This window comes from Planococcus antarcticus DSM 14505, assembly GCF_001687565.2.
GTDB classification, from domain to species: domain Bacteria; phylum Bacillota; class Bacilli; order Bacillales_A; family Planococcaceae; genus Planococcus; species Planococcus antarcticus.
The window spans coordinates 1351763-1371908 of record NZ_CP016534.2; the positions used below are offsets into that span (position 1 = coordinate 1351763).

Genomic DNA, 20146 nt, shown 5'->3' on the forward strand with positions numbered 1-20146 from the left:
CTCTAGCCGATCACTATTTTTTTGCATCCGTTTGCGTGGTAAACTGAAATCAGGTGATGCTAAATGAAACCACATTATTTCATTGGGATAAAAATACCTCAGAATATTGCAGAACACTTAACTGCAGAGCGGGACGCTTGGAATTTGCAAAGTCATAAAAGGCAAACACCTGCGCAGGATATGCATATTACCTTGCTGTTTATCGGAGAGGATGTACACGATGAAATAGGGCAAGTCGAACAATTGTTAGCTCAAATCAAACAACAGCCTTTTATGTTGAATATTGATGGCATTAAGACTTTCGGAAATTCCGCGACCCCCCGTATAATTTATGCCTCTCTTGAAAACAGTGGAGAGTTGATTGAACTGCAACAACAAGTCAACAAAGCTCTGGAATCGTTAAAAATCCGACCCGATCTAAAGGAATTTGTGCCGCATATCACATTGGCTAGTAAATGGGCCGGTGGGAAGCCCGCAGCACCGCAATTTTCAATTAGTGAAATACAATTCGAGGTGACGGATTTTTCGTTGTTTCGGATTGTACCAAAAGAAATGTCTCGTTATCAGAAGATCGCTAATTATCCGCTGTGAAAATACAGTTAACTCATCCAAAGGCGAGTGTTTATGAAAACAGTATTTATAATTAATCCTGCAGCTGGTAACGGCAGAGCCCTGAAAAAATGGCATCGCTTTGAAAAAACAATCCAGTTTCCGTTTGAACAAGTCGTAACTACACATCCTGGGCATGCATTGGCCATTGCTACAGATTACCGAAACAGTCAGCGAGACATTCTGTTAATTGGCTTTGGTGGAGATGGCACACTGCGTGAAATCATTGCAGGTGCAGCGGGTGCAAAAACACTGCTAGTTGGTTCTGTGGCAGCAGGCTCTGGCAATGACTTTGCGAGAGCTTACGGCACTTTCAACGACGCACAGGCAATTGAACAATTCCGTGAAAAGCCGCTTTCGACAAGGCAAGACCTTGGCGAATTCGCAAATGGCAAAGTCTTTCAGTTTGTTAGCAGTTCGGGCATTGGGTTTGATGCGGAGATTTCCATTGCGGTTAACCGATCACCGCTTAAGAAAAAGCTAAATCAGCTGGGTATTGGGAAATTAGTCTACCTTGTTTATGTTATTCGGACTTTACTGAAATTCGAAAAGTTCACTTTGTCCGTAAAATATGACGACAATCTAGTGATTTACGAAGATGTATGGCTGGCTACGGTTAGCAACCAACCTTATTTTGGTGGCGGCATGAAAATTTCACCGTCTTCAAAAACAAATGATGGCTTGCTTGAATTGACGGTCGTTCATCAAATTTCTCGTTTGAAACTATTGCTGGTTTTTGGTACGGTATTCAGCGGAGCACATACACGCTTTAAAGAGGTCAGCCAAATGAGCAATACGAAATTTTGGCTCTCGACCGAAAAGCCAGTATGCCGACACGTCGATGGTGACGATGCTGGCACGAGCCCGGCAAATGAAATGATTGCCTACACGATAAGTCAAAATGGTTGGCAATCAATAAAGTTAAATTAGTATATAACTCTAAATGAGCAAATTTAGAACCATTTTTTACCAGTTAAAACAACGAAAAAAGACAAACGCGCTAATTTGGGATAGAATCAAGGTGCCTAAACCAATATCTATCCAAAGGAGCGTCGTTTGCCCATGAACAGATTATCATATCAACAGGAGATCGACAATGGATTCGCCGACTGGAACCTTGGTTTTTACTTCTCGAAACCGGTTCTGAAGCACCTGGCCCATTTTACCGATGGCATCTTAAGTATTGGATTCACCGGCAAGTTGACGGAAATCCACACCGCTAGCCGAAATGAGAATCACCGGACCCTTTTGGGGCATTTCTTGAAACAGGGCGTTTGGAATGAACAATTCCTCCTCGGACAGACCCAGCAGCACATTTTGCGAAAGGTAGCGAAAGACGAACCCCTTTTCGTCCTGATAGACGACACCATCTGTAAAAAGACAAAGCCTTCGTCACGGGCCAAGTCTCCAATAGATGCCTGCGGGTTTCATTATTCGCATGCAGACGGAAAAAGTGTTTGGGGCCACCAGGGGGTGGAGATGATGGTGAAGTCGGCTGGCCGGGCGTTTCCGTTTGACTTCCGGCTGTATACCAAAGAGACAGGGGAAAGCAAAATTCAATTGGCAGATGACATGATCCGTCAGCTTCCCACTTTGAAGCAGACTGCCTATGTGCTGTTTGATACTTGGTATACGGCCAGTTCCCTCATCAAAGCTGCCCGGTCAAAAAATCTCCATGTCATCAGCGCACTAAAAAGCAATCGGATCATCTATCCCAATGGGATCCGTATCCAGGTGAAGGAATTCGCCGCTTCCATTCAGGAGGTGGACACCGACTTGGTGACAGTCGGAAAAGCCACCTACCGGGTGTACCGCTACGTAGGCCCGCTGAGCGATGGGACGACAGGCACTGTCCTCTTGTCCTGGACCCCGGATCAGCCGATGGATCCCAAGCTGATGCGCTGTTTTTTCAGCACGGATGCAACATTAACCAGCGAACAGATTCTCCGTTATTATGGCGAACGGTGGAGCATCGAGACCTACTTTCAGACCGTCAAAAAACAGCTTGGGTTCGCGGGCTATCAAATCCGAAACGAACGGGCGATCCGCCGCTACTGGACAATCGTCCAGTTCACCTACGTCTTCGCGATGTATTTGCGGGACGAGGTTTTCCAGATTGCCATCCGGCAACTACGGCGCCAAAAGATGGGCAGTCTCATCGAGTTTGTCTATGAGGAATGCCAGAACGGAGTGGCGCTTGACCACATCAAAAATGAGCTACAGCCAGCGTAGGCACCCGTCTGTTCACATTCGTTGGGAATTTTTAACTGCAAAAATGCTCATTTAGAGTATATAAGTTGAATTAAAGAAGTGGTTTTTTTAACTCAATATATAGTTGATAAACGAAGAAGTCGCTCTAGACAGACGCTTTGGGCACACGGGATGTGGGTCATGCAACTGGCGCGACAGGACGGCACGGTGCCAATTGTCAAGGACGCCGCAGGAGCACATCTTTGCCCTTAGCCATCTTCTGTTCTTTGTTCCCAGCGACTTTAAGTACATCATCAGGATATGGAGCAAATTAGCGGAGACTCTTATGAGAGCAGCATATGCGACATAGCAAGAAATCCACTCGGGCGTCTAGCCCGAGTTAATTCGGCGCAAGCTCGCAGGAAAGCGTAGCTGGTTTGCGAAATAGCGACAGGCTGAAATCATCAGTTCAACTTATATAATAGGAAGAGGATGAAACATGAGATCACGTTTTAAACCATGGGCAGCAGATTTACTCGATACTCATCCGGAGATTGTTATTCCGAACCCAGAACAACAAAAAGGAAATTGGCACGAAGTCTTCGGCAATAACCACCCCCTTCATATTGAAGCAGGAACAGGAAAAGGCCGTTTTATTAGTGGTATGGCAAAAGCCAATCCCGATATCAACTATATTGGGATTGAACTGTTCGACAGCGTCATCGTCACGGCTCTTGAGAGCATTCTAGACGAAAAAAATGGTATTCCAAACTTGCGGCTTTTAAAGGTTAATGCGAGAAAAATCGCTGATTATTTCGAAAAAGGGGAAGTAGACAGGCTGTATTTGAACTTCTCGGATCCGTGGCCAAAAACACGACACGCTAAGCGTCGGTTAACGCATGAATCTTTCTTGAAGCTTTATGAAGCGGTATTGCCTAAAAATGGAGAAATCCATTTCAAGACGGATAACCGTAGACTTTTTGAATATTCACTTACCAGTATTTCTGAGTATGGTATGTTATTAAAAGATGTCTCTTTAGATCTCCATGACAATGAACCCAAATGGAACATCATGACAGAATATGAAGAGAAATTTTCAAAAAAAGGCCAGCCGATTTATCGGATGGAAGCACAGTTTTCAGTTAGCTACTCATGATAAGGGGGAAAAGGGAATGCAGAAATTTCAATTTCACGACATGGTTTTAACCTGGCTTGAGGGCGGAACGACTTTTTTGGATGGTGGCACGATGTTTGGAGTAGTGCCAAAATTCATCTGGTCAAAACGTTATCCAGCCAATGAAAACAATCAAATCGAGTTGCCAACACATCCGATTCTGGTCCAATTTGACGGGCATAATATCTTAATCGATAGCGGTCTTGGCGATGGCAAATTGACAGAGCGTCAACTGCGCAATTTAGGGGTTTCTGAGCAGTCAAGAGTAGAAGCGGATTTGGAGGAGCTTGGTTTGGTTGCCGAAGATATCGATACGATCTTGATGACCCACCTTCACGGAGACCATGCAGCCGGTTTAACCAAATGGCAAGGTGAAGAGCTGGTTTCAACTTTCCCGAATGCCAAGATCCACGTCTCAGCAGTAGAATGGAATGAAATGCAGCATCCGAATATCCGCTCACGTAATACGTACTGGAAAGAAAATTGGGAGCCAATCGTTGGTCAGGTGGAAACCTTTGAAGATGAGAAAACCTTGTTTGATGCCATCACGCTCATTCATACCGGAGGCCATTCAGATGGTCATAGTGTCATTAAAATGACGAGCGGCAATGAAACTATTTTGCACATGGCCGACATCATGCCAACTCATGCGCACCAAAATCCATTATGGGTTTTGGCATTTGACGATTATCCGATGGACTCAATTTACGCAAAAGAAAAGCTGATGAAAGAAGCGCTAGAAAACGGCTATTATTTCAGTTTTTACCATGATGCGTATTACCGCATCCTCAAGTGGAGCACGGACGGCAAAGAAATTGTTGAATCACTTGTGCGCAAGGAAAAAAAAGTATAAAAAAAAGGAGCCAATTGGCTCCTTTTTTTATACCTGTTTAACTTCAATCACTGCACCGGTATAGGCGTCAGCTAAAAATTCGAATTGCTGCAGTTGGTCTTCTTTATGGCGAGTGATGCCGCCTTTATAGACCTCAGTTGTTAAAGCATGTTGCTTATAAGGCTCGGTTTTCATAAAAATCCATGAGCCGTCGATTGGACCTTCTTCTTTAAAAGCAGATTTGACTTCTTTTAAAACGTCATCTGCCGGGTATAGTTTTTCCTTGCGATCATACACTTCTTTCACCAAGTAGGTCGCTGCTACACCTGTAGCAAATCCAATAAGTAAATCACGATTATTCACTAAAATCCCTCCTCTGCTATACTGGATAAATTGTACCATAAATATTTTAAAGGACGAAATAAAAGCATCAAAGTACTAATTCTTTCGAAAAACGAAATATAAAACTGGAAATTATCTGAAAAAAGCTCTAAACTTAATGGGGGTAAGTTGTTATACAAGTAAATTAAAGAGTAATTTTTTTGAAATCGTACAACTAGAAGGATCTAGTCAGAAGAAATTACTTTAATCGAACGCTTTAGAACAAAGGATGCAGGCCTGAAAGTGAAGTTGGTTTGTGGAATATGGACAGGCCGAAATCATAAGATCAACTTAAGCTAGTACAAATAATCAGTTTAACTTACATAGGAGGAATTTTGATATGAATGCTGAAACTCGTGAAATGTTTAAAACCTTAACTGAATTACCAGGAGCCCCAGGTAGTGAACATGCAGTCCGAAAATTTATGGGGCAAGAGTTAGGGAAAGTATCCGATCGGCTCATACAGGATAATCTTGGCAGCATCTTCGGCGTAAAAGATGGACAGCAGGACGGACCACGCATCATGGTCGCTGGCCATATGGATGAAGTAGGATTCATGGTAACGCAAATTACCGATAACGGCATGATTCGATTCCAAACTTTGGGCGGTTGGTGGAACCAGGTGATGCTGGCGACACGTGTAGACATCGTAGCAGGAAAAAGTGTAATTCCAGGTGTCATAGGTTCGATTCCTCCACATCTATTGAGCGAGGAACTTCGCAGTAAACCGATGGAGATAAAGAACATGCTCATCGATATTGGAGCAGACGACAAACAGGACGCGCTGGCTATGGGTATTCGTCCGGGCCAACAAATCGTGCCTTTCAGCCCATTTACGCCCATGGCCAATGACAAGAAAATTATGGCAAAGGCCTGGGATAACCGCTATGGCTGCGGACTGGCGATCGAACTCCTGAAAGAACTGAAAAATGAAAAGTTACCGAACCAATTATTTTCCGGCGCGACTGTCATGGAAGAAGTCGGCTTGCGTGGAGCCCAAACGGCGGCAACGATGATTAAACCCGACTTGTTCTTTGCACTTGATGCCAGTCCGGCCAATGATGCGACAGGTGATAAAAATGAATTCGGCCAGCTTGGCCAAGGAACTTTATTGCGCATTTTGGATAAAAGTATGGTAACCCATCGCGGGATGCGTGAATTTATCTTAGATACTGCTGAGACACACCACATCCCGTATCAGTATTTTGTTTCACAAGGTGGTACAGATGCAGGGCGAGTTCACACAGCAAACGAAGGAGTTCCGAGTTCAGTAATCGGGATCTGTTCCCGCTATATCCATACGTCGTCATCGATTATTCACACAGACGATTATGCAGCAGCTAAAGAGCTTTTGACGAAACTCGTGAAAGCGACCGACCGAACAACGCTTGAAACCATCAAACAAAATGTCTAAAAAAAGTGCCTGCGGGCTCTTTTTTTTGAAAGGAATAATGGAAATGAAAAAAATTCGTGCAGCAATAGCATCAAAAAATCCTGCGAAAATTAACGCAGTATCAAGCGTTCTTAAAAACCTGGAGTGGACAATCGATTTATCCGCCGTAGATGCCGAATCAGAAGTTTCAGCACAGCCTTTCTCACAGCAGGAAACACGGCGAGGTGCGGTAAACAGGGCGAACAACGCATTAGGAGAATTAGATTTTGCCATTGGGTTAGAGGGCGGAGTCTATGAAATGGATAAGACGCTATATTTATGCAACTGGGGTGCTTTGGCTACGCAGGGTGGACGATTGTTTACAGCTGCCGGTGCTCAGATACCATTACCGACTGAGATTGCAAAAAGCCTTTATGATGGTAAAGAACTCGGACCTGTCATGGACGATTATGCCAACGAAAGCGGAATACGTCACCATAAAGGCGCCATTGGAATCTTAACAGATGGTCTCGTCAACCGAGGGGAAATGTTCAGCCAAATCGTCAAATTGTTAATTGGCCAATACCAGCGGGACAGCGATTAAGTTGCATGTCCATGTAAACACCTTTAAAATAAGGAGCAGTAATGATAGGGGGAAAAAGCGTGCCTCGATATGGCTTGATTGTTTTGCTGCTTTTGCTGATCGGTATATTGTCTGGCTGTATGGCAACACCAGAAGAACAGGTTGTACAGGGAGTATCGAACGCGCATGCTGCGTTTGAATCAGAGCCACAAAGAGCCAATAAAACGGCGGGACAAAAAGAGTTGTATGTGCCAGCTGGTTACGATTTTGAAGAAGCGTCGGACGGCTTAAGCAGTTTAATCACAAGAGGTAGCGATTCTTTTGTTTTACTCGTCAATCCGAATGAAAAAGCCACGAGCACTTTTTTCTATAATCTGCAAAAAGCGGATGCCGAACAGCAATGGGTGGTGGACGAAACGTTTCAACAAAATGGCCGTTTCGGATTTACCATGGTAAAAGAGATTGCAGAAGACCGACTGGAACTGGTAGTCGGGACTGGCGGAGTTAAATTGACGACCGTTACAGAAGAAAGTGAGCTTCCAAGAAATATGGACTGGATGATGAAAACGGTCCGTTCAATCGATAGTGATGAATAGGAGATTACCCAAATGAAAAATTTACGGTCGACTGAAGAATTTCAAGAATTGGTCAAAGAACCTTTAGCTATTTTTATGTTTACAGCAGCATGGTGTCCAGATTGTCGCGTTATTGATCCTATCATGCCTGAAATTGAAAAAATATTTCCGGACCTTGCCTTTGTATCGGTGGATCGTGATCAGTTTATTGATTTGTGCATTGAGCAGGACGTTTATGGCATTCCGAGTTTTCTTGCTTATGCGAATGGCCAGGAAACTGGACGTTTCGTCAGCAAGGACCGTAAAACGCAAACAGAAATTGAGGAATTTATTTCAAATCTTCCAAAATAACAATAAAAACGGTTCGCCTGACTGGGCTGAACCGTTTATTTATGAAAGTGAGGCCAAACAACGATGAAATCTACAGAACTTTTTAATGTACTAAGAGAGCATATGCCAAGCCGTCAACTAGAATGGCGCTTTGACCGCGAGAAAGATGTTGTAAATATCCAACATAAAGAATTGGGTAAAGGCATGAGTATTTCCTTGCCGCAAGTAATCAACCGATTTGAAGCAAAAGGCGATGCAGCAATCCAGGAAATCGTCTATACCATTACAGAAACGTTTGACGCTATGGAGCGGGAAGCGAATGGTGAAATGAAATCGACCAATCATATTTTCCCGGTCATCCGTTCGACTTCTTTTCCAACTGAATCTACTGAAGGACATAAGTTCGTTACGGCTGACCATACAGCGGAAACACGGATTTATTTTGCCCTGGATGCTGGCACTACCTATCGCTTAATTGACGAAAATGTGTTAAATTCATTAAGTCTGACAGAAGAGCAGATTAAAGAAATTGCGAAGTTTCAAGTGAAAAAATTGAAAACTTCGCTGAAAGAAGACCACGTAGCCGGCAATATCTTTTATTTTCTAAATGAAAATGATGGCTATGACGCTTCACGCATCTTAAATGAATCGTTCTTAAAAGAAATGAAAACAAAAATTACGGGGGATATGACTGTGTCGGTGCCCCATCAGGATGTATTGATTATTGGTGATATCCGAAATGAAACGGGATACGATGTGCTCGCGCAAATGGCCATGCATTTCTTTACAAATGGCAAAGTGCCGATTACTTCTTTATCGTTCATTTATGAAAATGATGAACTTGAGCCAATTTTCATCATGGCGAAAAATAGACCTAATGAGGAGAACGATAAAAAATGAATGTATTTTACAATAAACAGGGAATTGGCGATGTGTTGCTAGTTCAACTGCAAACAGAAACCCCAGAAAAAATTTATCCTGAACAGTCAGGAGATGTCACATTGATCAAAGATGAGACCGGAAAAATTGTGGGATTTAATTTGTTCAATGCTACAAGCTATGCGGAACTACCAGAAAGCGAGCAAGTGGAACTGTCAGAAGGACTTGTCACTTCTTTGCAGAATGCCTTAGTGAAAAATGATATCGATTTGATACTAGAAGTAGATTTTTCACCGAAATTTATCGTGGGGTTTGTAGAAGCAAAAGAAAAACATCCAAATGCGGATAAATTAAACGTCTGTCGGGTAGCTGTTGGCGGCGAAAAATTGCAAATCGTCTGCGGCGCTCCGAATGTCGAACAGGGCCAAAGAGTAGTAGTGGCTAAAGTTGGGGCTGTCATGCCTTCAGGAATGGTCATTCGTGATGCGGAACTTCGGGGAGTGGCATCATCCGGAATGATTTGTTCAGCAAAAGAATTGGCTTTGCCGGATGCTCCTCAGGAAAAAGGCATTTTTGTGCTGCCTGAAGATGCAGAAATCGGTTCAGCTTTCCAAGTAAAGGCGTGACGCGTTATGAGCTGGATTAAAAATGTATGGAACCGCATGTTCACAGATGACTCCGATGAAATCGATGAAGAAGTTACCCATAAAACGCCACCCCCGGCTGTAAAAAAAGAAAAAGCGCCTTTTCGATTTCCGTTAATTCCGGATGAAGAAAAAGACGAGTTTATCCATGATGTGAAACAGGCAGAAACCCGGCCGAAAATGCCGATTTTCGACGAACGCGAAAGGGAAGTTCTCCGAAAAGAGCCTGTGCTTCCGGCAGAGAAGAAAATAATGGGGCCAAAAGAGGCACCAGTCCGCCCTTCAGCAACCGTAAAACGAAAAGCTGTAGAACCGCCTGTCAATAAGACACACCGTTTTGAGCCAACCCGGATCGCATCGCCAATCCACGGCTTTAATACAGCTCGTCCTGCACCTACTCAAAAACGGTTAGCGGACAGGGAAGAGAAACTTAACCGCCAGTTATATGATGAAGCCATAGAAGAAAAGGCGAGAAGTGGCTGGCATAAACCAAAAGTGCCAACAGAACATGAAATCCAGCCGATTTTCAAAAAAGAAGACGAATCGACAACGGACGCACCGAAAGTTGAAAATAATACAGAAAGAGCTGTCGAACCATTGGTGAATGATATTTCTGAAGAAAAGGCAATCGATATTCCAGCGACACAAGAGAAGGAAGCTGAAACGGAAAAAATTGCTTTTTCTCCAGTACATACAATGCCACCAACAAACGAAACACAAGTCGGTAGCGAATCGGAGCCGATAGATGCGGCAGAACCCGAATCACAACCTGAAATCAATTTACTGCAAGAAACAGAGCAGAATATTAAAGCAGAGATGCAAGCAGAAATAGAGATGCAAGCAGAATCAGTAGTAGAACCAGATCTAGTACCAGAACAAAAATCGGTATCGGAAATTGATGCGTCGCCAACGCCTGCACCAAAGCGAGAGAAAACTGTGCCGTTCAATGTTCTAATGCTCAAGTCTGACAAGGAACTACTGAAGAACAAAGTTAAATTGCAGCCTGCTGCTCCATCGATTCGTGAATCAGTGGAGGCACCAGTTGCACAAGCGGAAAAAAAAACGGCAAATTCAGCTGAGCAACCGGCACATGCACTGAATGCAGTAACGGAAGCTGAGTCACACGCTTACCAGCTGCCTCTACTAGAATATTTGATGGCTCCTGAAAATGACCGGAAAGACGAGGAGTGGATGGATGAGCAAGGCGTGCGTCTGATTGAAGCGCTGTCTCATTTCCAGATCAGGGCAGAAATTTTAAGTATTGTTCAGGGACCTGCTGTCACACAGTTTGAGTTGAAAGTTGCTCAGGGAATAAAAGTCAGCAAGATTCGCAATTTGGCAGATGATTTGAAGTTGGCGCTAGCTGCCAGAGATATCCGGATTCAAGCTCCGATTCCTGGTAAGAGTTCTATCGGCATCGAAATTCCAAATCGAACGAGTCGTGCAGTGCGCATTTCTGAAATTATCGGCAGTGCTGTGTTCGAAGAGTCAGATTCTCCACTCGAAGCTGCTCTTGGACTTGACTTAACAGGCAAGCCGGTTACATTGGATCTACGCAAAATGCCTCATGGATTGATAGCTGGAGCTACAGGCTCTGGGAAATCAGTCTGCATAAATTCATTATTGGTCAGCTTACTTTACAAATCATCGCCGAGAGATCTGAAATTGTTGTTGATCGATCCGAAAATGGTCGAACTAGCACCGTATAATCATATACCGCATCTAGTTAGTCCAGTCATCACGGATGTCAAAGCGGCAACTGCATCGCTGAAATGGGCAGTTGAAGAAATGGAACGCCGTTATCAGTTATTCGCTCATAGTGGTGTGCGTGACATCAGCCGCTACAATAAGCTGGTGAAAGAAAAAGGAGATTATGCACAGCATCTTCCGTATATCCTAATCGTCATCGACGAATTGGCGGACTTAATGATGATGTCTCCTTCTGATGTTGAGGATTCAATATGCCGCATTGCACAGAAAGCCCGCGCTTGTGGGATCCATTTAGTAATTGCGACCCAACGTCCGTCTGTCGATGTCATCACGGGATTGATCAAATCCAATATCCCGACGCGCATTGCGTTTTCTGTGTCATCACAGGTGGATAGTCGAACCATCCTCGATTCTCAAGGAGCAGAGCGCCTTCTCGGAAGAGGGGACATGCTGTACCTTGGAAATGGAATGTCGGCACCAAGCCGTCTGCAAGGAACATTCGTGACCGATGATGAAATTGAAAAAGTTATTGAACATGTCAGGAAGCAAGGAAAACCCGAATACTTCTTTAAAGAAGAAGAATTAATCAAGCGAAGTGAGTCTCCGACAGAACAGGATGATCTATTTGAAGAGGCTTGCCGTTTTATCATGGTACAAGGTAGCGCGTCGACATCGCTTTTGCAGCGGAAGTTCCATATCGGCTATAACCGTGCAGCCAGATTAATGGATCTGATCGAACAGCATGGCTTTATTTCTGAGCAGAATGGCAGCAAAGCCCGGTCAGTTTTGATTACGGAAACCGACATCGAAGAAGTATTTCATTGATCTTTAAAAGGTGTTTGAACCATGAAAATTGGTTTATTTCTGCAAATGTTAAATATATGATATACTGATACATTGTATTTACCCTGATTTAATGATCAGTGGATCGACTAGCAGTCAGTGGGGGGATGAAGAAACCTTACTGATTGAAGTCTCTCTTTATCTTCATCAGCTATAGAACTCGCTCTGCGATTTATGTAGACTAATTTTCAGCTCCCACAGGAGGTTCATTTATGACAGTTTTACATTTTACCGGGATCAAAGGTTCTGGTATGAGTCCGCTTGCACAAATCATGCATGATATGGGCGAACAAGTTCAAGGTTCTGATATTGAACAGCATTTTTTCACCGAAGACCGACTTCGTGATAGAGGCATAACTATCTTGCCGTTCGACGCAAACAATATAGAAAAAGATATGACCATCGTTGCTGGTAATGCCTTTGGCGATGATCATCCCGAATTGGCCAAAGCGCGTGAATTAGGTGCGACCATTATTCGCTATCATCAGTTTTTAGGCGACTTAATGAAGCAATATGTTTCTGTTGCCATCACTGGAGCGCACGGTAAAACCTCGACAACAGGCTTGATGGCGCACGTACTGGCCGGATTCAAACCCGTGTCGTATTTGATCGGTGACGGAACTGGCGTAGGACAAGCAGATTCCCATTTCTTTGTGGCAGAAGCTTGTGAGTATCGCCGCCATTTTCTTGCCTATCATCCGGATTACGCGATTATGACGAATATCGATTTTGATCATCCGGATTATTTCACGGGAATCGACGATGTTTTCAAGGCATTCGAAGAAATGGCCAAACAAGTGAAAAAATGCATTATTGCCTGCGGGGATGACGAATACCTTCAGCAGATCCACGCGCCAGTTCCAGTTGTCTACTACGGATTTGGAGAAGAAAACGATTTTCAGGCTAGAAATGTAGTGAAGACTACAACAGGAACAACTTTCGATGTGGTCATCCGCAATGAATTTTTCCATACGTTCACGATTCCGATGTTTGGCGACCACGCCATTCTGAATGCTCTGGCTGTTATTTCTTTGTGCCATTACGAAAGTATTCCTGCTGACATCATTCAGCAGCAATTCGAGGATTTTGAAGGCGTTAAGCGCCGCTTTACGCAAACATCGATCGGTGACCGTATTTTAATTGATGACTATGCGCACCATCCGACAGAAATCCGAGCGACTTTGCAATCTGCTCGTCAAAAATATCCAGAACGAGAACTCATTGCGATTTTCCAGCCACATACATTTACACGGACACAGACTTTTTTGCAAGAATTCGCGGACTGTCTGACTGAATCGGACCACGTTTATCTTTGTGATATTTTCGGTTCTGCACGCGAAAAAGCCGGAACTTTGAAAATACAGGACCTGGCAGAGAAAATCGATGGTAGCCGTTTACTGCAGTTGAACGAAGTAGACTCTTTGAAAAAGCATGGCAATGCCGTTTATCTGTTTATGGGAGCAGGCGATGTTACCAAATTCCAAGAAGCCTTCGCAAATGGACTAAATACAGGAGAAACAGTTTAACTTTCGAGTTAACCTGTTTTTTTTTGCAGGATTCTAGTTGTTTTTGTTGAATAATAAAAGAGAAAGTGTTTAATCCAAACTCATCGAGGGTAGAAAAGGATATAACATAATTCGTTAAAAGGAGGAAACAGGATGGATTGGCAAATCTTGCTTTACATTGCAGCGATCGTAGCAGCTATTGGATTCTTAATTCTATGCGTAGCGTTGGCAATGACATTAAATTCATTAAAAAACACGTTAAAAGAAGTTTCAGGAACCGTTTCTGGTCTTGAAAATCAATTGCAGGGGGTAACGTTAGAAACGACAAATTTACTGCATAAAACAAATGAACTTGCTGAAGATATTCAAGTGAAGTCAGAAAAGTTGAATGGTGTCGTAGATGCAGTGAAAGGCGTCGGTAACTCTGTAGCTGATTTAAACTCTACTGTTCGTAACATCACTTCAAAAGTTGGCGTGCATGTAGAACAAAACGAAGATAAAATTGCGCAAGTTGTCCAATGGGGCAATGTAGCGATGGGTATCCGTGATAAATGGAATGAGCGCAAAATTTATGAAGCTCGTGCAAATGCAGCTTATGCACCTGAACCAAAACAAAAGAAATTGCCACATAACGAACAGTACTAAAATGGCTTTAATAATTAATTTAATTGGAGGGAATATTAATGAGTAAAAACAAAGACAATTACAGTCAGTCTAATTTTAACGATTCTCAGTACAGCAAGGATTACTACACACAAGGTGGACAGCATAACCAGAACAGCGGCCAAAACTATCAGCAAAGCGACTATGTGCCCCAGTCATACGGCGCCTCTAACCGTTACGACGATCTTTATAATTATGAAGAATCTGGCGGAGGATCAAGCTTCCTAGTTGGTATTTTGGTCGGCGGGATTATCGGAGCTGCGGCTGCATTATTCTTAGCTCCTAAATCTGGCAAAGAATTTCAGGCTGACTTGAAAACGCAGGCGACAACTTTGAAAGAAAAGGCAGCGCAGCAGTCAGATTCAACTAGTGATGATTCAGCAGGCTTTGCTCAGCAGTTGAAAGAACAATCGACTAAAGTAGTGGACAAAGTGAAACATATGAAAGCTGGAAACTCGCCTATGGATGATGGCACAGCTTCTTCAGAAGGAGAAGAGTCGATTGATATCCACTCAACTGTTCAAAATACTCCAAACAAATCAGACAACAAAGGTTCTGATGCATTCACTTCTACTGCCAACGCATTAAAAGAAGCGGTCGAAGAAGTGAAAGAAGAAAAAAAATCGGATTCAAGTTCGTCAACAGTCGGCAACACCGGCAGCAGCACGAACAGCAACACAGCAAATTCAAGCAAAGGTCCAAATACGACCAGCAGCAACAACAACAGCAATAAATCGTCAACAATTTCATCAAACAATAATTCTTCAAGCGACAACCACAATAAAAAGAATTAATCTGGGAGCGGGTTAGATGAAAAATTTAGTGCAAGTGAATAGTCTGGACAGTTTAAAACAGGCAGTGGGGCACAATCAGCATTACTGGCTTTTCAAACATAGCAGTACGTGTCCGGTATCCGCTGAAGCGTGGAATGAGTACAACGAATATTGCTCATTACATTCAAACCAAATCTTTTTGTATCTAGTAGTACAAGAAGATCGGGAATTCTCCCAAGCAATTGAAGAGATTACGGGCATGAAACATGAATCGCCCCAATTGTTCCATTTCACGAGTCAAAAAGTGGATTGGCATGCTTCTCATCATAAAATTAAGCGAGAATCTATGCAGGAATTTATTGCTTAAGAAAAGCCGAAGCCTTTGTGCTTCGGCTTTTTCGTGCAAAAAACACTTTAGCGCGTTGAATCACTAAAATAAATTTCGTGACTTTCCCGAATAGTTTGCTTATAATAGTCCTATCGTGATAATATGAGTCATCTGATAAAGGTAATTAGCGAAAGGGGAAGTTATAGAATGAGTAATTTAGAGTTAGAACAGCTAAGAGAAAAAGTGGACGCAGTCAACCTGCAGATTCTGTCTCTGATCAACGAGAGAGCTTCCGTAATTCAGGACATCGGTAAGTTGAAAGAAAAGCAAGGAGTTAACCGCTACGATCCGTTGCGGGAACGCCATATGCTAAACCTATTGAAGGATAATAATGATGGTCCATTGGATCAGAAGACCGTTGATCATATTTTTAAAGAGATCTTCAAGTCAGCACTGGATATGCAAGAAGAGGATATCCGTAAAGCGTTGCTTGTTTCACGTAAAAAGAAAGCTGAAGACACAGTGATTACTATTAATGGTGAACAAGTCGGCTCTGGAGACCCTTCCTTTATTTTCGGTCCATGTGCAGTAGAATCCCAGGAACAGGTAATGAAAGTTGCTGAAGCAATTGGAGCGAAAGGCTTGAAAATGATCCGCGGCGGAGCTTACAAGCCACGTACATCGCCTTATGATTTCCAAGGCCTTGGTTTAGACGGATTGAAGATGCTGAAAAAAGCGGCTGACCAGTATGATCTGGCTGTTGTTTCAGAAATCGTTACACCTGGACATCTTGAAGCGGCTCTTGATTACGTAGATGTTGTACAAGTCGGAGCACGCAACATGCAGAACTTCGAATTGCTAAAAGCAGTGGGACAGATCAATAAACCCGTTCTTTTGAAACGTGGCATGTCAGCAACTGTGGATGAATTCATCCATGCAGCTGAATACATTATCGCTTCAGGAAACGAAAACATCATTTTATGTGAGCGTGGAATCCGTACTTACGAAAAAGCAACACGTAACACATTGGATATCTCGGCAGTACCAATCTTAAAACAAGAAACGCATCTTCCAGTATTTGTGGACGTAACTCACTCAACAGGTCGTCGTGATCTATTGTTGCCAGCGGCTAAAGCTGCCATTGCAATCGGAGCAGATGGCGTAATGGCTGAGGTTCATCCGGATCCTGCAGTAGCATTATCTGATGCTCAACAGCAGATGGATTTGGGCCAATTCGATGAGTACTACGATGCATTAATGAAATTTATGAAACAGTATGAATTGAAAGTGTGAGCCTGAAAAGCCGGATTAACTCCGGCTTTTCTTTTTTTAGTTGATATTATTGAAGATTTTGTCGTATGATTAGAGAAAGACTGGAAAAGGAGGGCGCACAATGACCGTTACGATATACGATGTGGCAAGAGAGGCGAACGTTTCCATGGCTACTGTGTCACGGGTAGTAAATGCCAATCAAAACGTAAAACCTGCCACAAGAAAGAAAGTACTAAAAGTGATAGAAGAATTGGGCTATCGTCCAAATGCTGTTGCTCGTGGGCTTGCAAGCAAGAAGACAACGACGGTCGGCGTCATCATACCCGATATTTCCAATAGCATGTACGCTGAACTGGCCCGTGGAATTGAAGATATCGCTACAATGTATCGTTACAATATTATTCTATCCAACTCGGATCAGAATGAAAATAAAGAACTTCAGTTATTGGAGACAATGCTCGGAAAACAAGTAGATGGAATTGTTTTTATGAGTGATGTGATTTCAACTGAACTTCTTTATGAAATGGAACGTTCTCCGACACCAATTGTTTTAGCCGGTTCAATTGATGAATCAGCGGCGATTGCTTCGGTCAATATCGATTATTATGGGGCAGCCTACGAAGCCGTAAAGAAATTTATTGATAACGGTCACAAGAAAATCGCTTTTGTTTCAGGTCCGTTAACTTCGATGATTAACAAAGAGTATAAGCTGAAAGCCTACAAAGATGCTTTGGCTGATGCGGGTATTGACTACGATGAAAACTTGATTGTGGAATGCAATAATTCCTACGATGAAGGAATGGAGTCTGTTCAAACATTGGCACCATTTGAGCCGACTGCTTATTTTGTCAGTAATGATGAAATGTCGATCGGTGTTATTCATGGATTGGAAGAACTAGGAAAAAAAATACCGTCGGATGCAGAAGTCATCAGCTACGAAAATTCCAAATTGGCGCGGATGGCCCGTCCGATGCTGACGTCTGTCGCTTTCCCGCTTTACGATATCGGTGCTGTTTCTATGCGCTTGTTGACAAAGTACATGAACAATGAAGAAATCGAAGAAAAGCAAGTCATTCTTCCCTATCGAATCGAAGAAAGGCAATCAACTAAAAACATTTAGTAACGGTCGTGCTCAAAATTATAAAACATAAGAAACCCTGCCTGGATAAATTCATCTAGGCAGGGTTTCTTATGTTTTCAGTGATAAATTCACATAGTTGAGATTAATATAAGTTGAACTAAAATAACTTTTTTAACTCAATGAGGATAAGTAAACTAAAAAATCGCTCCAGACGGACGCTTTAGGTCTACAGAACTGTGGGTCATACAACTGGCGTGACAGATGTCAGTTGCCAAGAGCGTCACTTGAGCCTCCTCGTCGCAAGCTCCTGCGAGGTCTCATCACTCCGTTTTTCGCAGGAAAGACATGGAACGAAGAGAGTTTGGGCAATGGCTTTGCGACGAAGCTAGCGAAGCGATGCAAAGCCATTGCACTTCGTCGGTCTTCCGCTTTTTCTTCTAATCGTTTTTGAATAATGGATTATCGGGATATGCAGCAAATCAGCGGACACTCACAAGAGATCAGCGCAGCGATATGGAACAAAATCCACTCGTGTTAAAAATATTTAGTTCAACATATATAGTTAGTGAACAGCAGTTTCTATCTCACTACTTATTGCGGATCATGTACAACGCCTTGTTCAGCATCTGAAGATTTTTATCGGTAATTTCTGCTTTCCGCGGAATAGCTTGATACATATTTGGCGGGTCTTCCCATGTCTCGATCAATTTGACCGGTGATTCTGGCTGCCATTTTTCCATCCATGACTCCGGTAACTTGCCGGAAGGTATAGGGAAATTATTCATTTCCATCCAGATTAACGACCAGGCACGCGGGACTACGCGCCAAATATCGTACCCGCCGCCACCAACTGCTATCCAGCGGCCCTCACAATGCTCATGAGCGAGTTCGTGCGCGATCCTTGGTATTTCCTTGTAAATATTCATAGTCCCGTATAAGTGAGTGAGAGGGTCCAAATAATGGGCATCTGCTCCATTCTGCGTTAAAATGACATCCGGTTTAAAAAATTCAATGATTTCTTTCATGGACGTCCGATAAATTTCTAGAAAAGACTCATCTTCGGTAAACGCATCAATCGGAAAGTTGAAGGAGGTACCATACCCTTGGCCGCTGCCTCGTTCATTGATATTGCCGGTTCCGGGAAAGAGATAGCGTCCCGTTTCATGGATAGAAACCGTGCAGACATCAGGATCATCGTAAAAACTCCATTGTACACCGTCGCCATGGTGGGCGTCGGTATCAATTTACAGCACCCGTGCGTTATATTTGCTTTTCAGGTAATTGATGGCAACCGAGCTGTCGTTGTAGATACAAAATCCGGATGCTTTGCCGCGGAAACCATGATGTAGACCGCCACCTAAGTTTAACGCATGCTGTGCTTTTCCTTCCATGACATAATCTACAGCCGTCAATGTTCCACCGACCAGCTTGGCACTGGCTTCGTGCATGTTCTCGAAAATGGGTGTATCTTCTGTGCCGATTCCGTAGCTTTCACCGGCTTCTGGCGTCACTTCGCCGCGGCTTGCTTTTTTGACGATATCGATATAGCGTTCATCGTGGGCTAATAACAATTCCTCATCAGTCGCAATTCGGGCAGGCACAACCAAGTCGCTTGGAAGCGCATTCATTTTTTTTAATAAATCAATCGTTAAAACGAGTCTTTTCTGGTTAAACGGATGTGTTTCAGAAAATTTATACCCCAATTGATCTTCTGAAAAGATGAATACGGCATGTTTCATTCGTTCACTTGTGGCATGTTTGGCCATAGGACATCGAATCCTTCTTTACGCATTTCGTTAATAATGGCGAGTGGATTCATCGTCTGAACACGGAAAACAAGAATCTTGTTATTGCTGTTTTCTCTGTCGGGGTAAACGAGGACACTTAGCACATTGACGTTCTGCTGATGAAATACTTTCGAGACTTCGTACAGGATACCTGAACGGTTCTTAACTCGAACTTCGATTTGCGAGCCTGGCTGGTGTGCACCGGTCAGTTCGATAAATGTATACAAAAGATCTGTCTCGGTCAAGAAACCGACGAGTTTTTGGTTGCTGACAACCGGAATACAGCCAATTTTCTGTTCATAGAAAATCATTGCCACTTCCTCCACAAAGTCTAGAGGATGGGCCGTAATCGGATTTGGCGTCATGATTTCTGTGACTTTCTTTTTATAAGGTTCACCTTTTGGTGAGACAGTGAATCTAGAAGGCACAGCATCTTTCAAGTCGCGATCGGTCACAATGCCGACGACTTTTTCATCATCAACAATAGGTGCATGGCGAATCCGCTTGTCTTTAAACAAGTCCATAACATCCTGAACAGTTTGGTCGGAACTAAGCGTGTAGACATCAGTTTTCATAATTTCTTCCACCAACATATGAGCACCCCTTTTGTGTCAA

The 20146-nt window shown here is 43.2% G+C and carries 20 protein-coding genes and 1 pseudogene; 18 read left to right on the plus strand and 3 right to left on the minus strand.

Annotated features, from left to right (window positions below; translation table 11 throughout):
• Positions 1–63: 63 nt before the first annotated feature.
• From thpR to BBH88_RS06820, 5 genes are all read left to right on the plus strand, one after another.
• A complete protein-coding gene (thpR, locus tag BBH88_RS06800; protein ID WP_006829967.1) occupies positions 64–591 on the plus strand; it encodes an RNA 2',3'-cyclic phosphodiesterase in 528 nt (175 codons plus the stop codon).
• A gap of 33 nt (positions 592–624) precedes the next feature.
• On the plus strand, positions 625–1539 hold the full coding sequence (locus tag BBH88_RS06805; RefSeq protein ID WP_006829968.1) for a diacylglycerol/lipid kinase family protein: 915 nt from the start codon (positions 625–627) through the stop codon (positions 1537–1539).
• A gap of 132 nt (positions 1540–1671) precedes the next feature.
• Positions 1672–2841 (plus strand): IS701-like element ISPlan1 family transposase, encoded by a 1170-nt coding sequence (locus tag BBH88_RS06810; RefSeq protein WP_065536401.1) that lies wholly within the window; start codon positions 1672–1674, stop codon positions 2839–2841.
• Positions 2842–3298: 457 nt separating this feature from the next.
• A complete protein-coding gene (trmB, locus tag BBH88_RS06815; protein ID WP_006829969.1) occupies positions 3299–3955 on the plus strand; it encodes a tRNA (guanosine(46)-N7)-methyltransferase TrmB in 657 nt (218 codons plus the stop codon).
• A gap of 16 nt (positions 3956–3971) precedes the next feature.
• Positions 3972–4826 (plus strand): YtnP family quorum-quenching lactonase, encoded by an 855-nt coding sequence (locus BBH88_RS06820; RefSeq protein WP_006829970.1) that lies wholly within the window; start codon positions 3972–3974, stop codon positions 4824–4826.
• A 27-nt stretch (positions 4827–4853) separates the two neighbouring features.
• Here BBH88_RS06820 and BBH88_RS06825 read toward each other — a convergent pair whose 3' ends face one another.
• Positions 4854–5168 (minus strand): PepSY domain-containing protein, encoded by a 315-nt coding sequence (locus BBH88_RS06825; RefSeq protein ID WP_006829971.1) that lies wholly within the window; start codon positions 5166–5168, stop codon positions 4854–4856.
• Between the two features lie 358 nt (positions 5169–5526).
• Here BBH88_RS06825 and BBH88_RS06830 point away from each other — a divergent pair, with 358 nt between their 5' ends.
• From BBH88_RS06830 to ccpA, 13 genes are all read left to right on the plus strand, one after another.
• Complete coding sequence (locus BBH88_RS06830; protein ID WP_006829972.1) at positions 5527–6600, plus strand: M42 family metallopeptidase; 1074 nt, start codon at positions 5527–5529, stop codon at positions 6598–6600.
• Positions 6601–6643: 43 nt separating this feature from the next.
• Positions 6644–7162, plus strand: a complete 519-nt coding sequence (locus tag BBH88_RS06835; RefSeq protein WP_006829973.1) for a DUF84 family protein — start codon at positions 6644–6646, stop codon at positions 7160–7162.
• Between the two features lie 59 nt (positions 7163–7221).
• Positions 7222–7737: a hypothetical protein gene (locus tag BBH88_RS06840; protein ID WP_006829974.1), complete on the plus strand. Its 516-nt coding sequence runs from the start codon at positions 7222–7224 to the stop codon at positions 7735–7737.
• A 12-nt stretch (positions 7738–7749) separates the two neighbouring features.
• Entirely contained in the window at positions 7750–8067 is a 318-nt protein-coding gene (locus BBH88_RS06845; protein ID WP_065537067.1) for a thioredoxin family protein, read from the plus strand.
• Between the two features lie 63 nt (positions 8068–8130).
• Positions 8131–8946, plus strand: coding sequence for a DUF1444 family protein (locus tag BBH88_RS06850; RefSeq protein WP_006829976.1), 816 nt, complete (start codon positions 8131–8133; stop codon positions 8944–8946).
• The gene (gene ytpR, locus BBH88_RS06855) at positions 8943–9551 is read left to right on the plus strand and encodes a YtpR family tRNA-binding protein (RefSeq protein ID WP_006829977.1); all 609 of its coding nucleotides are present in this window, start codon (positions 8943–8945) and stop codon (positions 9549–9551) included. Before BBH88_RS06850 ends, ytpR begins: the two co-directional genes overlap by 4 nt.
• Positions 9552–9557: 6 nt before the next feature.
• Entirely contained in the window at positions 9558–12104 is a 2547-nt protein-coding gene (locus tag BBH88_RS06860; protein WP_006829978.1) for a DNA translocase FtsK, read from the plus strand.
• Between the two features lie 230 nt (positions 12105–12334).
• Positions 12335–13648: a UDP-N-acetylmuramate--L-alanine ligase gene (gene murC / locus BBH88_RS06865; protein WP_006829979.1), complete on the plus strand. Its 1314-nt coding sequence runs from the start codon at positions 12335–12337 to the stop codon at positions 13646–13648.
• A gap of 132 nt (positions 13649–13780) precedes the next feature.
• Complete coding sequence (locus BBH88_RS06870; protein WP_065537066.1) at positions 13781–14272, plus strand: DUF948 domain-containing protein; 492 nt, start codon at positions 13781–13783, stop codon at positions 14270–14272.
• A 38-nt stretch (positions 14273–14310) separates the two neighbouring features.
• Positions 14311–15084: a YtxH domain-containing protein gene (locus tag BBH88_RS06875; RefSeq protein WP_006829981.1), complete on the plus strand. Its 774-nt coding sequence runs from the start codon at positions 14311–14313 to the stop codon at positions 15082–15084.
• Between the two features lie 16 nt (positions 15085–15100).
• Complete coding sequence (ytxJ, locus tag BBH88_RS06880; RefSeq protein WP_006829982.1) at positions 15101–15430, plus strand: bacillithiol system redox-active protein YtxJ; 330 nt, start codon at positions 15101–15103, stop codon at positions 15428–15430.
• A gap of 168 nt (positions 15431–15598) precedes the next feature.
• On the plus strand, positions 15599–16684 hold the full coding sequence (locus tag BBH88_RS06885; RefSeq protein ID WP_006829983.1) for a bifunctional 3-deoxy-7-phosphoheptulonate synthase/chorismate mutase: 1086 nt from the start codon (positions 15599–15601) through the stop codon (positions 16682–16684).
• Positions 16685–16784: 100 nt separating this feature from the next.
• The gene (gene ccpA, locus BBH88_RS06890) at positions 16785–17783 is read left to right on the plus strand and encodes a catabolite control protein A (RefSeq protein WP_006829984.1); all 999 of its coding nucleotides are present in this window, start codon (positions 16785–16787) and stop codon (positions 17781–17783) included.
• Between the two features lie 548 nt (positions 17784–18331).
• Here ccpA and BBH88_RS06895 read toward each other — a convergent pair.
• Positions 18332–19483 (minus strand): annotated as a pseudogene (locus BBH88_RS06895) (acetoin utilization protein AcuC).
• The gene (locus tag BBH88_RS06900; RefSeq protein ID WP_006829986.1) at positions 19480–20124 is read right to left on the minus strand and encodes an acetoin utilization AcuB family protein; all 645 of its coding nucleotides are present in this window, start codon (positions 20122–20124) and stop codon (positions 19480–19482) included. The pseudogene BBH88_RS06895 and the gene BBH88_RS06900 overlap by 4 nt, the downstream one beginning before the upstream one ends.
• Positions 20125–20146: the final 22 nt, after the last annotated feature.

Bases quoted from the DNA above. Each gene is read 5' to 3' on its own strand.
- trmB (WP_006829969.1), top strand. From the start codon at position 3,299: ATGAGATCACGTTTTAAACCATGGGCAGCAGATTTACTCGATACTCAT.
- thpR (WP_006829967.1), top strand. From the start codon at position 64: ATGAAACCACATTATTTCATTGGGATAAAAATACCTCAGAATATTGCA.
- BBH88_RS06830 (WP_006829972.1), top strand. From the start codon at position 5,527: ATGAATGCTGAAACTCGTGAAATGTTTAAAACCTTAACTGAATTACCA.
- BBH88_RS06870 (WP_065537066.1), top strand. From the start codon at position 13,781: ATGGATTGGCAAATCTTGCTTTACATTGCAGCGATCGTAGCAGCTATT.
- BBH88_RS06820 (WP_006829970.1), top strand. From the start codon at position 3,972: ATGCAGAAATTTCAATTTCACGACATGGTTTTAACCTGGCTTGAGGGC.
- BBH88_RS06845 (WP_065537067.1), top strand. From the start codon at position 7,750: ATGAAAAATTTACGGTCGACTGAAGAATTTCAAGAATTGGTCAAAGAA.
- BBH88_RS06885 (WP_006829983.1), top strand. From the start codon at position 15,599: ATGAGTAATTTAGAGTTAGAACAGCTAAGAGAAAAAGTGGACGCAGTC.
- BBH88_RS06860 (WP_006829978.1), top strand. From the start codon at position 9,558: ATGAGCTGGATTAAAAATGTATGGAACCGCATGTTCACAGATGACTCC.
- ytxJ (WP_006829982.1), top strand. From the start codon at position 15,101: ATGAAAAATTTAGTGCAAGTGAATAGTCTGGACAGTTTAAAACAGGCA.
- murC (WP_006829979.1), top strand. From the start codon at position 12,335: ATGACAGTTTTACATTTTACCGGGATCAAAGGTTCTGGTATGAGTCCG.
- BBH88_RS06850 (WP_006829976.1), top strand. From the start codon at position 8,131: ATGAAATCTACAGAACTTTTTAATGTACTAAGAGAGCATATGCCAAGC.
- BBH88_RS06810 (WP_065536401.1), top strand. From the start codon at position 1,672: ATGAACAGATTATCATATCAACAGGAGATCGACAATGGATTCGCCGAC.
- BBH88_RS06875 (WP_006829981.1), top strand. From the start codon at position 14,311: ATGAGTAAAAACAAAGACAATTACAGTCAGTCTAATTTTAACGATTCT.
- BBH88_RS06805 (WP_006829968.1), top strand. From the start codon at position 625: ATGAAAACAGTATTTATAATTAATCCTGCAGCTGGTAACGGCAGAGCC.
- BBH88_RS06835 (WP_006829973.1), top strand. From the start codon at position 6,644: ATGAAAAAAATTCGTGCAGCAATAGCATCAAAAAATCCTGCGAAAATT.
- BBH88_RS06900 (WP_006829986.1), bottom strand. From the start codon at position 20,124: ATGTTGGTGGAAGAAATTATGAAAACTGATGTCTACACGCTTAGTTCC.
- ytpR (WP_006829977.1), top strand. From the start codon at position 8,943: ATGAATGTATTTTACAATAAACAGGGAATTGGCGATGTGTTGCTAGTT.
- ccpA (WP_006829984.1), top strand. From the start codon at position 16,785: ATGACCGTTACGATATACGATGTGGCAAGAGAGGCGAACGTTTCCATG.